Origin of the sequence: Neisseria sp. P0004.S004, from assembly GCF_051963335.1 — a bacterium.
Lineage (GTDB): Bacteria > Pseudomonadota > Gammaproteobacteria > Burkholderiales > Neisseriaceae > Neisseria.
Window position 1 is genome coordinate 45579 of sequence record NZ_JBQCUK010000012.1, and the last position, 14501, is coordinate 60079.

The following is a 14501-nucleotide window of genomic DNA, read 5'->3' on the forward strand; positions in this document are numbered from 1 at the left end:
TTAAATTTCTGACAAACCTTGCGGTTCGTTGCCCTCTCCCTAACCCTCTCCCACGGGGAAAGGGGATCAGGTTTCTCAAAATCAGAGAGCCGTAGAATTGGGAATCAGATGTCAGGTAAACCTGAAAATGTTCAGGCTCGACAGCCCAATTCCCTCTCCCCGTGGGAGATGGCTAGGGAGAGGGTAAGCAAGCCGCAGGCTTGCCTCTTTAGCGAAAGATACGAATCTGTTATCCGAACGCGATTCGGTTTTTGAAAAAGCCGTGGTGCCAAGGGGGCAGGGGATTCATTATGAGGTGCTTTATGTTTTCGACTGTGATTACTGCTGCTGTTTTATATATTGCTACAGCAGTAGATTTGTTGGTAATACTATTAATATTTTTTGCTAGAGCAAATACTAGAAAAGAATATCGAGATATTTATATCGGACAATATTTAGGTTCTGTAATTTTAATATTAGTTAGTTTATTTCTAGCTTTTGTTTTGCATTATGTTCCGGAAAAATGGGTGTTGGGTTTATTAGGTTTAATACCGATTTACTTAGGTATTAAAGTTGCTATTTACGACGATTGTGAGGGCGAAAAAAGAGCTAAAAAAGAATTGGATGAAAAAGGGTTGTCAAAATTAGTCGGTATTGTTGCTTTGGTTACAGTTGCTAGTTGTGGTGCAGATAATATTGGACTTTTTGTTCCTTACTTTGTGACTTTAGATCTTGTCGACTTATTAGTTACTCTTCTTGTATTTTTAATATTGATTTTTGTTTTAGTATATACAGCACAAAGATTGGCTAATATTTCAGGTATTGGTGAAATTGTAGAGAAGTTTAGTCGTTGGATAATGGCTGTTATTTATATTGGTTTAGGATTATTTATTATTATTGAAAATAATACAATTCAAACAATAATATCAATAATATGAATGATACGGGCATTTGAGTATCTGACAAACCTTGCGGTTCGTTACCCTCTCCCTAACCCTCTCCCACGGGGCGAGGGGAACAGGTTGCTGAAAATCAGAGAGCGCAGGATTGAAAATCAGATGGCAGGTAAACCTGAAAATGCTCGGGCTCGACAGCCTAATCCCCTCTCCCCGTGGGAGAGGGCTAGGGAGAGGGTAAGCAAGCCGCAGGCTTGCCTCTTTGGCAAAAGATACGGCCCTGTCCGCCCAATAAATCCATATCCGAAAGCATCTTCATGCAGAATCAAGCCAAGTCATGAATAAATTTTTCACCCACCCCATGCGGCCGTTTTTTGTCGGCGCGGCGGTACTTGCCATACTCGGCGTGTTGGTGTTTCTCATCAGCACCGGTGCCATCGTCTTGCACCGCCAAATCTTCTTAGAACTCATGCTGCCTGCGGCATACGGCGGTTTTCTGACTGCCGCCATGCTCGAATGGACGGGTTATAAAGGTCGTCTGAAACCCGTTGCCACCGTCTTGGCGGCGCTGTTGCTTGCCGCATCCGTCCTGCTGCCGTTTTCGCCGCAAACCGCTTCGTTTTTCGTCGCTGCTTATTGGCTGGTGTTGCTGCTGTTCTGCACCTGGCTGATTTGGCTCGACCGCAACACCGACAACTTTGCCCTGTTGATGTTACTTGCCGCGTTCACCGTTTTTCAGACGGCCTATGCCGTCAGCGGCGATTTGAACCTGTTGCGCGCGCAAGTGCATTTGAACATGGCGGCGGTCATGTTTGTATCCGTCCGCGTCAGTGTCCTTTTGGGCGCGGAAGCCCTTAAAGAATGCCGTCTGAAAGACCCCGTATTCATCCCCAACGTCGTCTATAAAAACATCGCCATCACCTTCCTGCTGCTGCACACCGCCGCTGAACTTTGGCTGCCCACGCAGACCGCCGGTTTTACCGCATTCGCCGTCGGTTTCATCCTGCTCGCCAAGCTGCGCGAACTGCACCATCACGAACTCCTGCGCAAACACTACGTCCGCACTTATTACCTGCTCCAACTCTTTGCCGCCGCAGGTTATCTGTGGACAGGCGTGGCGAGACTGCAAAACCTGCCCGCCTCCGCGCCCCTGCACCTGATTACACTCGGCGGCATGATGGGCGGCGTGATGATGGTGTGGCTGACTGCCGGACTGTGGCACAGCGGTTTTACCAAACTCGACTATCCCAAACTCTGCCGCATCGCCGTTCCCATCCTCTTCGCCGTAGCCGTCTCGCGCGCTGTTTTAATGAACGTGAATCCGATATTCTTCATCACTGTCCCCGAGATTCTGACCGCCGCCGTATTCGTACTCTATCTTTTCACGTTTGTACCGATATTTCGGGATAATGCGTTTACGGATGATCCGGAATAAAACAAAAGGCCGTCTGAAAGTTTCAGACGGCCTTGGCATTTAACTAAATGCTTTATTTGTTGGCGTTCAAATAAAGATTAATCAGGCGTGTAGTCGAGCTGTCGTGTTTTTGCACTTCAGTCTCGCCGTTCAATTCGGCAAGAATGGTTTTGGCCAATTGTTTGCCGAGTTCTACGCCCCATTGGTCAAAGCTGTTGATGCCCCAAATAATGCCTTGAACGAAGGTTTTGTGTTCGTACATGGCAATCAGGCTGCCCATATTGCGCGGGTTGATTTTGTCCATGAGGATGAGGTTGGTCGGGCGGTTACCTGAGAAGGTTTTGTGCGGAACCAGCTCTTCGATGCGCTCTGCTTCCATACCTTGGGCTTTAAGTTCGGCGCGGACTTCGTCTGGGGTTTTGCCACGCATAAAGGCTTCGGCTTGGGCAAAAACGTTGGCCAACAGGATTTCGTGATGGCCTTGCAAATTGCTGCGTTTTTCAAGCGAGGCAATCAGGTCAATCGGCGTGATGTGTGTACCTTGGTGCAGCAGTTGGAAGAATGCGTGCTGGCCGTTGATACCGGTTTCGCCCCAAATAATCGGGGAAGTTTCGTAGCCGACCGGTTTGCCGTCAAGGGTAACTTGTTTGCCGTTGCTCTCCATGTCGAGCTGCTGGATGAATTTGGGCAGGCGATGGAGGTGTTGGTCGTAAGGGGCGATGACGTGGCTGCCGCCGCCGTAGTAGTTGATGTACCAGATGCCGATAAGGGCGAGGATGACGGGCATGTTGCGCTCTAGCGGCGTATTGATGAAGTGTTGGTCCATCAGGTGCGCGCCGTTGAGCATTTCGATGAAGTTCTCTTCGCCGAGATACAGCATAATCGGCAGGCCGATGGCTGACCAGAGGCTGTATCGTCCGCCGACCCAGTCCCAAAATTCAAACATATTGGCAGTATCGATACCGAATTCGGCAACGGCTTTTTGGTTGGTCGATACGGCAACGAAGTGTTTGGCTACGGCGCTTTCATCGCCTGCATGATCCAAGAACCATTTACGCGCGGTCAGGGCGTTGGTCAGGGTTTCTTGGGTGGTGAAGGTTTTGGAGGCGATGATGAAGAGGGTGGTTTCAGGGTGAACTTTGGACAATACGTCGCGCAGTTGGGAGCCGTCCACGTTGGAGACGAAGTGCATGTTCAAACGCGGATGGCCGAATTGTTTGAGCGCGGTACACATCATCAGCGGACCGAGGTCGGAGCCGCCGATACCGATGTTGACGACGTCGGTGATGACTTGGTTGGTATAGCCCAACCAGCTGCCGCTGCGGACTTCGTGTGCAAATTCGCCCATGCGTTGCAGGACATGGTTGACTTTAGGCATCACATCTTCGCCGTCTACGACGATGGGGGCGTTGGTGCGGTTACGCAGGGCGACGTGGAGAACGGCGCGGTTTTCCGTCGTATTGATTTTTTCACCGTGGAACATTTGCTGCATCCGCTCCGGCACGCCTGCTTCACGCGCCAGCTCGAACAACAGTGCCATGGTTTCGTCGTTAATGCGGTTTTTGGAATAATCCAGCGTCAGGCCGCCAACCTGCAGCCAGTAACGCTCGGCACGTTCGGGATCTTGATCGAACATTTCGCGCATGTGTTGTTCTTTGGTTTCGTCAAAATGTATCCATAATTTTGACCAAGCCGGTAAATCGTGAAGGTGTTTCATCGGATGCTCTCCTGGATAGTGGACAGTTTTGTTGAGAAAACGGCCGTGAGGTCGTCTGAAACGGGAACGGGATGGTTTCCGTTTTTTGAGGTTTCAGACGGCCTGGATATGAGGCGAGGCCGTCTGAAAATGTCAGTGAAGAATCAATCTTTATCGTATTCGATGTGTTTGTTGTGTATGCTTTTTTTACTTTTTTGCAGTTGCGTGCTGGCGGTATCACCCAAACGTAAGGCCAAGCCGATGGCAAGAATGTCGATAACGGCCAATTGCAGAAGACGGGACACCATAGGCGTATAAAGCTCGGCATTTTCCTGAGTGGCAATACTCAATACGCAGTCGGCCATTTGGGCCAACGGCGAATCATTGCGGGTCAGCGCGATAACGGATGCGCCGTTTTCTTTGGCGATACTGGCCGCGTCCAGCAATTCGATAGACGAGCCGGTATTGGAAATCGCCACCAGCACATCCTGCTCGGTCAATACGGAAGCCGCCATCAGCTGGGTATGCGTATCGACATAAGCAACAGTGGACATGCCGAAGCGGAAAAATTTGTGTTGTGCGTCTTGGGCTACGATGCCGGAGTTGCCGACGCCATAAAACTCAACGCGTCGTGCGTGCATCAGAATGGCAATCGCGTTTTCCAGCTCGGATTCTTTCAGGAAGCGGCGCTCGCCCAAGAGGGAGGCTGCGGCATTGCCCAATACTTTTTCGACCACGCTGCCCATGTTGTCATCGGCGTTTAATTCTTCATGCACGTAAGGCATGCCTTCGTGGCCGATGCTGGCAGACAAAGCAAGTTTGAACTCAGGCAAGCCTTTGTAACCCAGGCTGCGGCAGAAACGGATTACTGTCGGCTGACTGACGGACGCACGCTCGGCGATTTCCGCCACAGCGGCATGAACGAACCATTTCGGCTCGGCCAGCGCAGATTCGGCAACTTTGCGTTCTGCGCCGGAGAGGTTGGACAATGATTCGCTGATTTTGCTTAACATATACTCTACCCTTTGATTTTTTGACGTTCAGGATAACGGGTTCTCCACCCCTGCCCTGCACCGCCGTTTGTGTGTTTAAACGTTATTTAAATGATTGTCTAATGCCGCCGCTGCGCCGACGATGCCCGGAAACTCGCTCAATACGACATACACGGGAATAGCGGCAAGATAAGCCTCAAAGCGGCCTTTATTTTCAAAGCGGCTGCGGAATGGGGACGTTTTAAAGTAATCCAACACGCGCGGGATAATGCCGCCGCACAAATACACGCCTCCGCGCGCACCCAAAGACAAAGCCAAATTGGAAGCAACCGTACCCAGCATGGCGCAGAAAATATCCAAAGTCTGACGGCAAAGCGGAGAAGTCCCACTCAATGCCTTATCGGTAATTTCAGACGGCTTCAGACGGTATTGCTTGATGTTGTCGCGTTTGGCCAATGCCTCATAAATCAGGCTCAAACCTGCGCCGCTCAAGAAACGCTCGGCGGAAACATGGCCGTATTTGTTTTTAGCGTATTGCCAAATCAACACTTCCATATCGTCAAACGGCGGAAAGCTGGTATGGCCGCCCTCGCCTGACAAAGCCACCCAGCCTGCGGCGCTGTGCACCAAACCGCTGACACCCAAACCTGTACCCGGGCCGATGACGGCTTTAGGCGCAAATTCGATGGGCTTTTGCCCGCCGATTTGTACCAAGTCATTCTTTTCGGTTTTGGTCACTGCCAAAGCTTGGGCGGTAAAGTCGTTCAACAGAATCAAGGTTTCCAAACCCAAAGCCTGACGGGTGGTCTCGATGGAAAACGCCCAATGGTGGTTGGTCATTTGCACCCAGTCGCCCAAAATCGGATTGGCAATCGCAAAGGCGGCGTGCAAAACTTTCGGACTGCCTGCGCGTTCCAAATAAGTTTTGGCGGCATCAACGACGGTATCGTAATCTTTGCATGGTAAAACTTCAGCCTTCTCAATCACTTGCGGGGCAGTTTCAAGCGCAAAACGGGCATTCGTACCGCCGATGTCGGCGACCAGGCGGGGATAAGCTTCAGTGTGCATAGTAGACATGGCAGTTAATTCCTTGATGATTGAGAATCAGGCTGGTCGGATATTCGGTATCGGCCCTTGCTGCAGCTTTATCAAATACTGCTTTTTTCTCTGCGCCTTGAATGGCCAAAAACACATTCGGCGTTTTGGCAATCGCACCCAAAGTCATGCTTACGCGCTCATGCGGCGCGGTAACCGGCGTGGTATGAATCAATGTCGGGTCCTCGGCTTCATTGATTGCAGCCTGTAATTGAGGCGCTTGAGGGAACAACGACGCCGTATGCCCGTCTGAACCCATGCCCAACACCAGCACGTCAGGTTGCTTGTAATGTTTCAATGCGTAAGCAACGACAACTTCAGGTTGTAATTCAGTTTCAGATTTTCCGTCTTCAACAACCGGAATCCATGTGGCAACGGCCGCGTTATTTTTGAGCAAATATTCGCGCACCAGGCCCGTATTGCTGTCGGCATGCGTGGTCGGGACAATACGCTCGTCCACCAAAGTAATGCTGATGTTTTGCCAATTTAAATCTTTTTGCGACAAAGCCTCGAAAAACGCAATCGGCGAACGACCGCCGGAAACGGCTAAAACCGCATGGCCTTTCTCATTCAATGCGGTTTGCAATGCGGCGGCAACGGCATCGGCCAAAGCTTGCGCGGCAGTTGCAGCGTTTTCTTGTTCGTGCCAAACAAACATGTTTCGTCCTTTCATGGTTTCAGACGGCCTTTTGTTGGAAAACAAGGCCGTCTGAAAGAAATATTATTGCTCTTCGTGCCACTTGTTGCCGTCGCGCGCCAACAGCGCGCGCGCGGCTTCAGGACCCCAAGAATGGGCTTCGTAAGCATGCGGAGGCGTTGTATTGTTCGCCCAGTTTTCCAAAATCGGCATCACATATTCCCAAGCGGCTTCGAGTTCGTCGCGGCGGTTGAACAAAGCAAGTTTGCCGTTAATCACATCCAGCAGCAGACGCTCATAAGCCTCGGCGCGACGGCCTTCTATGGCTTTGCCCAAATCCACGCCCAAAGATGTTACTTCCACTTTATTGCCTGCACCCGGGGTTTTCACTTGCGTGTAAAGGCGGACGGATTCGGTCGGTTGTAGTTCAATAACCAAACGATTCGGCGCGGCTTGGCTGTTGTCAAAAATATGGTTTTGCAACGGACGGAAGTTCAACACGATTTCCGCTACTTTGCCTGCCATGCGTTTGCCGGTACGCAGGTAGAAAGGTACGCCTTTCCAACGTTCGTTTTCGATTTCGGCTTTGATGGCGACATAGGTTTCAGTGAAACTGTCTTTCGGTACATCGACTTCTTCCAGATAGCCGTTCATGCCGTTTGACGCAACATATTGGCCACGAATAACATTTTCATTGACGGATTCGATGGTCAGCGGTTTCAAAGCCTTGATGACTTTCACTTTTTCATCGCGCACGGCATCGGCATCCAAGCTGGCGGGCGCTTCCATCGCAGTCATGCACAGCATTTGCATCAAGTGGTTTTGCACCATATCGCGCAATGCGCCGGTAATGTCGTAGAACTCGCCGCGCTCTTCCACGCCCAACTGCTCGGCAATGGTCAGCTGTACGCTTTCAATGTATTTGTTGTTCCACAAAGGCTCGAACATCACATTGGCAAAACGCAGGGCCAGCAGGTTTTGCAGGCTTTCTTTGCCCAAATAATGGTCGATGCGGTAGATTTGTTCTTCTTTGAAATAACGGGCCACATCTGTATTGATTTGTTGGGAAGAGGCCAGGTCTGTACCCAGCGGTTTTTCCAAAACCACGCGCACGTTATCGGCATTCAAACCGATTTCGGCAAGGTTTTCACAGGCTTGCGCAAAGAATTTCGGCGCAGTTGAGAGGTAGATCACGACATTTTCAGTATTCTTGCGCGCTTTTACCAAGTCGCCCAAAGCAATGAAGTCGTCTTTCTTTGTCACATCGACTTTCAAATATTCGAGACGTTGGATAAACGATGCCCACGCTTCTTCTGAGAAGTTTTGTTTGACATGGATTTTAGAATTCGTTTCCACTTTGGCCAAAAAGCCGGCGGTATCCAATTCGCTGCGGCTTACGCCCAAAATACGACCTTCGGGATGAAGCAAACCGGCTACATGCGCCTGATACAGGCAAGGCAAAAGTTTACGCATTGCCAAATCGCCGGTCGCGCCAAACAACACCAAATCAAAATTTGTCTGTGTACTCATTGTTTCATCTCTCGTTGAGGAAGCTTGCTTCAAAACTTTTGGACTGTCGTCATCTATAAAAATCGATTAGAATCAAAAGCCTTTAAGCAATAAGCAGTAAAAAACCAATCGCCTGCACCAAAATTTCAAACAAGCGGGCTAATGAGTAGTAATACTACACATGGCTACACATTTTGTCTATTCTCATTTTTACAAATTGTTTGATTTAACATAAAAGTTTGATGACTTTTACAGCCCATCGTTTTACGAATTGACCATACCTCGATTTAAATCAAATTTCTTACATTTAGCAAATTATTTTGTAACAAAATTACAGATTTTGTACTATAATATGCGAACGCTTCGAAGAGAAATCTTCAAATATTCAGACGGCCCTTATTATTCATTCCCACAGCTCAAGGCCGTCTGAAACATACCCAATACAAAAATCAGAAACGCGCAAACAAAATCCCTATCATATCGTTTAGCCAGGAGACCGCACATGAACCCCACTCCTATTCACCCGAAACTCGCCGAAATTACCGAGCGCATCATCGAGCGCAGCCGCCCGACGCGTGAAAAGTATCTGGCGAAAATCCGCAGCGCCAAACAGATGGGACGCTTAGAGCGCAACCAGCTCGGCTGCAGCAACTTGGCACACGGCTACGCCTCCATGCCTAAGAGCATCAAAATCGAAATGCTTCAGGAAACCGTCCCCAACTTAGGCATCATCACTACCTATAACGACATGGTTTCCGCACACCAGCCGTTTAAAGACTTCCCCGACCAAATTAAAGACGAAGCACAAAAAAACGGCGCGACCGCCCAAGTCGCCGGCGGCACGCCCGCCATGTGCGACGGCATCACGCAAGGCTACGCAGGCATGGAATTGTCGCTGTTTTCCCGCGACGTGATTGCCATGAGTACCGCCATCGGTCTGTCGCACCAAATGTTTGACGGCGGCCTGTTTATGGGCGTATGTGACAAAATCGTACCGGGTTTGATGATTGGTGCGTTGTCGTTTGGCCATATCCCAGGCATCTTCGTCCCTGCAGGCCCGATGTCCAGCGGTATCGGCAATAAAGAAAAAGCCCGTACCCGCCAACTTTTTGCCGAAGGCAAAGTCGGCCGTGATGCCCTGCTTGAAAGCGAAATGGGTTCTTACCACAGCCCGGGTACTTGTACCTTCTACGGCACCGCCAACTCCAACCAAATGATGATGGAAATGATGGGCGTACACCTGCCTGCCGCCGCCTTCGTCCACCCTTACACCAACCTGCGCGAAGCCCTGACCCGCTACGCTGCCGGACACCTCGCGCGCGGCATTAAAAACGGTACCATCAAACCATTGGGCGAAATGTTGACCGAAAAATCCTTCATCAACGCCCTGATCGGCCTGATGGCGACCGGCGGCTCGACCAACCACACCATGCACCTCGTCGCCATGGCGCGTGCCGCAGGCGTAATTTTGAACTGGGACGACTTTGACGAAATTTCTTCCATCATCCCATTGCTGATCCGCGTGTACCCCAACGGCAAAGCCGACGTGAACCACTTTACCGCAGCAGGTGGCCTGCCTTTCGTTATCCGCGAATTGCTGGATGCAGGCTTGTTGCACGACGATGTTGATACCGTTGTCGGACATGGTATGCGCCACTACACCAAAGAGCCTTTCCTCATCGACGGCAAACTCGAATGGCGCGAAGCCCCTGAAACCAGCGGCAACGACGACATCCTGCGCAAAGCCGACAACCCGTTCTCCCCGGACGGCGGTCTGCGCCTGATGAAAGGCAACATCGGTCGCGGCGTGATTAAAGTGTCCGCCGTACGCGAAGGCTGCCGCATCATCGAAGCGCCTGCCATCGTGTTCAACGACCAACGCGAAGTATTGGCGGCATTTGAACGCGGCGAGTTGGAACGCGATTTTGTGTGTGTTGTCCGCTACCAAGGCCCGCGCGCCAACGGTATGCCCGAATTGCACAAACTGACCCCGCCTTTGGGCATCCTGCAAGACCGCGGCTTCAAAGTGGCGCTGCTGACTGACGGCCGTATGTCCGGCGCGTCCGGCAAAGTGCCCGCGTCCATCCACATGACGCCCGAAGCCCTGATGGGTGGTAACATCGCCAAAATCCGTACCGGCGACCTGATCCGCTTCGACTCCGTTACCGGCGAACTCAACGTCCTGATTGATGAAGCCGAATGGAACGCCCGCGAAGTCGAACACATCGACTTGAGCGCAAACCAACAAGGCTGCGGCCGCGAACTCTTCGCCAACTTCCGTAGCATGACCAGCAGCGCAGAAACTGGTGCCATGAGCTTCGGCGGCGAATTTGCCTGATGTCCGTTTCAGACGGCCTTTTAAAACAGAAGGTCGTCTGAAAAATTATTAAAGCTGTTTAAACGGATCAAACGCAGCGTGAGCTTTGCCCGCGAATAAGCAACGTCTCCCATTTTTCAAAAAGGCCGTCTGAAAACCTAGCCCCTTCCCGTTTGACCTCAACAAAAATGCCCCTATCCCACTTGGAGAACTGAAATGTCCAAACTGACCCCACGCGAAATCCTGACCGCCGGCGCAGTTGTGCCTGTGATGGCGATTGACGACTTAAGCACCGCCGTCGATTTATCCCACGCCCTTGTCGAAGGCGGCATCCCTACCCTCGAAATCACCCTGCGCACCCCCGTCGGCCTCGACGCCATCCGCCTGATTGCCAAAGAAGTGCCCAATGCCATCGTCGGCGCAGGTACGGTAACCAATCCCGAACAGCTCAAAGCCGTCGAAGACGCAGGCGCGGTTTTTGCCATCAGCCCGGGTTTGCATGAATCCCTCGCCAAAGCCAGCCACAACAGCGGCATCCCCCTGATTCCCGGCGTTGCCACTCCGGGCGAAGTCCAACTGGCTTTGGAACACAGCATCGACACCCTCAAACTCTTCCCTGCCGAAGTCGTTGGCGGCAAAGCCATGCTCAAAGCCCTGTACGGCCCTTACGCCGACGTGCGCTTCTGCCCGACCGGCGGCATCAGCCTGGCAACTGCACCCGAGTACTTGGCGCTGCCTAATGTCTTGTGCGTCGGCGGCTCATGGCTGACTCCAAAAGAAGCCATCAAAAACAAAGACTGGGATACCATTACCCGTCTGGCTCGCGAAGCTGCTGCTTTAAAACCAAAAGCCTAATCGGGTTATTAAGTTAAAAGAGAAAAGGCCGTCTGAATATGATTTCAGACGGCCTTTTTATATCAATTAAGCCAACACTTTCCGTGCCGCTTCCACACCCCAATACAAAGCCTCTTCAAATACCGAATAGCCGCTTAAGTCACTGTGTGCAAACAATAATCCAGTATTTCGATTTCTGATTTTTAATAAAGCCTCATCGCTTAAATAGCCGGGTTTCGGCACGCTCATGCCATGCCCGCGGACGGTAATGTCAACATGGGAAACATGCCGCCAAAAGCCTTCGCCGTAAACGGTAAGCAGATCTTGGGCGGCAAGCCGGAGCAGCTCTTCGTCGCTTGCTTCAAGCAATTTGCGGCGGACGGCTTGCGGCGCATCGTGGTTGATCGCGGCGTAGGCGGTAAAAATCGTGCGTTCGGGACGGGCAACCCGGATAAGCTGGTTGGTCGCAACAACATAGCCCAGCCCTTGGCTGCCGTAAACCACATTGTCCCACGCAAGTTCGCTGTTGTTTTTTTCTTTCGGGAAACTGTGCAGTTCAAAATTGGAAATCAGCCATGGCGCGTATTCGGGAATATCCAGACCAAATTGTTCGGGAGATTCAATAATGCGGGCGGCAACCATCAGCGGCATGGCGGAGATAAGGTGTTGCGCAGTGACGGCAACGGTTTCCCCTTTTGCATTATCACGCAGCCACACTTCAATCCGGCCGTCTGAAAGCGGTTTGATTTTGACGGCGGAAGCGTTGACGGAAGCGGGTTTGTCGAGGCGGATGCGGTTTTCAGACGGCCATTGCCAGCCTTCCTGCAAACCGGCATAACGGCGCAAGTTTTCGGAAAGATGTGCCAAACCTTCGGGCCAAGTGAGGACGGTTTCCGCGCTGTTGCGGGCGGCAAAATAATGCAGTCCGGCAAAGGCGGATACTTGCCCGATGCCTTGTCCGTAATCGTCGCGGCAACAATAATCGAGATACCACAAAAGCTCGGGTGAGTGGTATCCCTCTTGCTCAAGCCATTGTTTGAACGTCAAGCTATCAAGTTTGCGCCATGTTTCATCTACCGATGACAACGCAATCGGAATGGCAAAAATTTTCTTACCATCATTGCCGTAAGCCTGTTTCAGACGGCCGATTAAATCAAAAAACCTTTTGGAATCCGCCTCTTCTTTCGGCAATAAATGTTCCACCCATTTATCCTGATATAAGAGGCGCGACTCGGGCGCATAGACCAAATCTGTTTCCCTAAAGCTCCCGTCCGACTGCAAGATACCGAAATCTGCCAACATCTCGCGCACATACACGCTTTCTTTCGACGGCAAAGCCAAATAATGCGCACCGCTCGGCGCTTTCATGCCGTCTGAAGACGTATAGGCGGCATTGTTGCCATTGCGCTCAAATCCTTCTGCCAACAATACATCGCTGTGATTATGCTTCGCCAAATACCACAACGCCCCCAAACCAGCCGCACCGCCGCCAAGTATCAGCGTATTGCATTCATAACGACGGGTCGGCGAACTGAGCAATTTCCCGTCGCGCAACAAATGCCCCAACGGCAAGCCGACACGGTTAATAGAAACCGGTGGTTTGCGGTTGAGGCGGTTATAAGTCAGCCAAGAGAACGAGGACGCGGCGGCAAGCGCGGCGGTGTAACTGAGGAATTGACGGCGGGTTAGCATGTTTTATAAAAAGGTCGTCTGAAAAAATAAAAGTAAAACGGTACAATGAAGCTAAACAGATCTCACGTTATTTATGCCCTGCCGAATAACCATGATAGGAGCTGCCGAAATGCGATGAGTCGCTGTCTTCCGTTTTGACATAGTTGAACAAGACGGTAAGGAAAATGATGAAAGCAAAGAAAATAATCGTCCCCACCCGTTCTTCTTCGTAATCACGATCGTTTTTATATCTGTCAGAAATCCATATCCATACCAACGCACACAGACTGACCACTATGCCGACAGGACTACGTAGGTGCGGCGACAGCCAGGCCGGAAGGTTGACGATGATAAGAATCAGCATAGCAATGATACGGGCTACATTATCTCTACTCCCAACATTTCTATTGTCGCCCTTCAGCCAGTAAGAGAGCATCTCCTTAGTATCAAAAGACAGGCCGAATGCCTTTCTCATTTGACGGTAAGACACAGGACTGCTTTTACTCCAGACAATTTCATCCTTGCTCTGCTCGGAACACAGAATGACATTCCGGCCATAACTTTTCTTGCCGCTATATTCCTTATAATGAAGCAAATCGCCTTGTTTGACTTTCCAATAAAAAGCACCAGCCGCTGCCTCGACCCGCCCGCGGTAATGATCAATTAACATTTCACCGGCAGGATTGCCACTTGAATCAAAGTCCGGCCATGTGTGTAAGGTTTCTGACAGCCGCCAGCGTTTTCCAGACTCAATCAACCAGGCAAACCCTTGTTGAGTGTTATAAAGCAGATATTCCGTCCAGTATTCGGACTGATTTTGGTTATAGGACGATATTTCGGCAAATCTTACAGCCCCGATAATCAGATATTCTGTATCGTTCAGACGGCCTTTCGTACCAATGGAAAGCGTAAACAGGTTTTCTTGTTCTTTCCTTTGGGCATTTGCCTTCATCAACGCAACAGTATCTTTTGTCGTGTTCAAACTGCTGCCGCAAGACTGACACAAAAGGAAAGAAGTAACACCACTTGGCCAATGGACAGGAGCGCCGCAATGAGGACAGTTTTCAGAAAGAATCTCTCCTTTCAGACGGCCTGCACTTTCACGGATTTCATCATCACTACGCTTATTTTCCAGCTTCAAACTGTCCAAACTGACTATGCGTCCGAAGTAGGAGTCCATTGGAAAAGTCGAATAATCCAAGGTCAAAAACAAATTGCCGCGTCGCCAGTCGCAAACCTCGCCTGTCGCTTGATTCCCAGATAGGTTAAACGGCAACTCGCCTTGCGCATCGGTATTACGGTAATGTATGGTGCGGACGTCTGACGCAATAAAGGTTTGGCCATTAAAGATCAACGAACTGGATCCGGCTTTCACCGACTTAAAATTTGGGGCTGACGTAGATTAGCCCTAAATTCCACACCAATCCCGCAGAATTTTTAGTTGCCGGGACGGTGTGCCGA

Annotated in this window: 11 protein-coding genes; 4 read left to right on the top strand and 7 right to left on the bottom strand. The window is 50.7% G+C overall.

Going from position 1 to position 14501, the window contains the following annotated elements:
- The first annotated feature begins 302 nt into the window (after positions 1-302).
- Together ACTHRY_RS10110 and ACTHRY_RS10115 are read left to right on the top strand one after the other, a co-directional pair.
- The gene (locus tag ACTHRY_RS10110) at positions 303-917 is read left to right on the top strand and encodes a CadD family cadmium resistance transporter (protein ID WP_004519352.1); all 615 of its coding nucleotides are present in this window, start codon (positions 303-305) and stop codon (positions 915-917) included.
- Between the two features lie 295 nt (positions 918-1212).
- Positions 1213-2310 carry an NnrS family protein gene (locus ACTHRY_RS10115; RefSeq protein WP_440374224.1) on the top strand — a complete coding sequence of 366 codons (1098 nt, stop codon included), beginning with the start codon at positions 1213-1215 and terminating at the stop codon, positions 2308-2310.
- A 52-nt stretch (positions 2311-2362) separates the two neighbouring features.
- Here the strand turns inward: ACTHRY_RS10115 and pgi are convergent, their stop codons facing one another.
- From pgi to zwf, 5 genes are all read right to left on the bottom strand, one after another.
- Entirely contained in the window at positions 2363-4006 is a 1644-nt protein-coding gene (gene pgi, locus ACTHRY_RS10120) for a glucose-6-phosphate isomerase (RefSeq protein WP_003745746.1), read from the bottom strand.
- A gap of 143 nt (positions 4007-4149) precedes the next feature.
- Positions 4150-4998 (bottom strand): DNA-binding transcriptional regulator HexR, encoded by an 849-nt coding sequence (gene hexR, locus ACTHRY_RS10125; protein WP_003745745.1) that lies wholly within the window; start codon positions 4996-4998, stop codon positions 4150-4152.
- A gap of 75 nt (positions 4999-5073) precedes the next feature.
- Positions 5074-6054: a glucokinase gene (locus ACTHRY_RS10130; protein WP_049359664.1), complete on the bottom strand. Its 981-nt coding sequence runs from the start codon at positions 6052-6054 to the stop codon at positions 5074-5076.
- Positions 6035-6730 carry a 6-phosphogluconolactonase gene (gene pgl / locus ACTHRY_RS10135; RefSeq protein WP_049359662.1) on the bottom strand — a complete coding sequence of 232 codons (696 nt, stop codon included), beginning with the start codon at positions 6728-6730 and terminating at the stop codon, positions 6035-6037. The genes ACTHRY_RS10130 and pgl overlap by 20 nt, the downstream gene beginning before the upstream one ends.
- A 63-nt stretch (positions 6731-6793) precedes the next feature.
- Positions 6794-8239, bottom strand: a complete 1446-nt coding sequence (gene zwf, locus ACTHRY_RS10140; protein WP_049322097.1) for a glucose-6-phosphate dehydrogenase — start codon at positions 8237-8239, stop codon at positions 6794-6796.
- A gap of 481 nt (positions 8240-8720) precedes the next feature.
- Between zwf and edd the strand changes: the two genes are divergently transcribed.
- The gene (edd, locus tag ACTHRY_RS10145; protein ID WP_440374225.1) at positions 8721-10556 is read left to right on the top strand and encodes a phosphogluconate dehydratase; all 1836 of its coding nucleotides are present in this window, start codon (positions 8721-8723) and stop codon (positions 10554-10556) included.
- Positions 10557-10751: 195 nt separating this feature from the next.
- Entirely contained in the window at positions 10752-11390 is a 639-nt protein-coding gene (locus ACTHRY_RS10150; protein ID WP_049322095.1) for a bifunctional 4-hydroxy-2-oxoglutarate aldolase/2-dehydro-3-deoxy-phosphogluconate aldolase, read from the top strand.
- Between the two features lie 66 nt (positions 11391-11456).
- Here the strand turns inward: ACTHRY_RS10150 and ACTHRY_RS10155 are convergent, their stop codons facing one another.
- Positions 11457-13061: an NAD(P)-binding protein gene (locus ACTHRY_RS10155; RefSeq protein ID WP_049322094.1), complete on the bottom strand. Its 1605-nt coding sequence runs from the start codon at positions 13059-13061 to the stop codon at positions 11457-11459.
- A gap of 67 nt (positions 13062-13128) precedes the next feature.
- Positions 13129-14394, bottom strand: coding sequence for a DUF4178 domain-containing protein (locus ACTHRY_RS10160; protein ID WP_440374226.1), 1266 nt, complete (start codon positions 14392-14394; stop codon positions 13129-13131).
- Positions 14395-14501 lie beyond the last annotated feature (107 nt).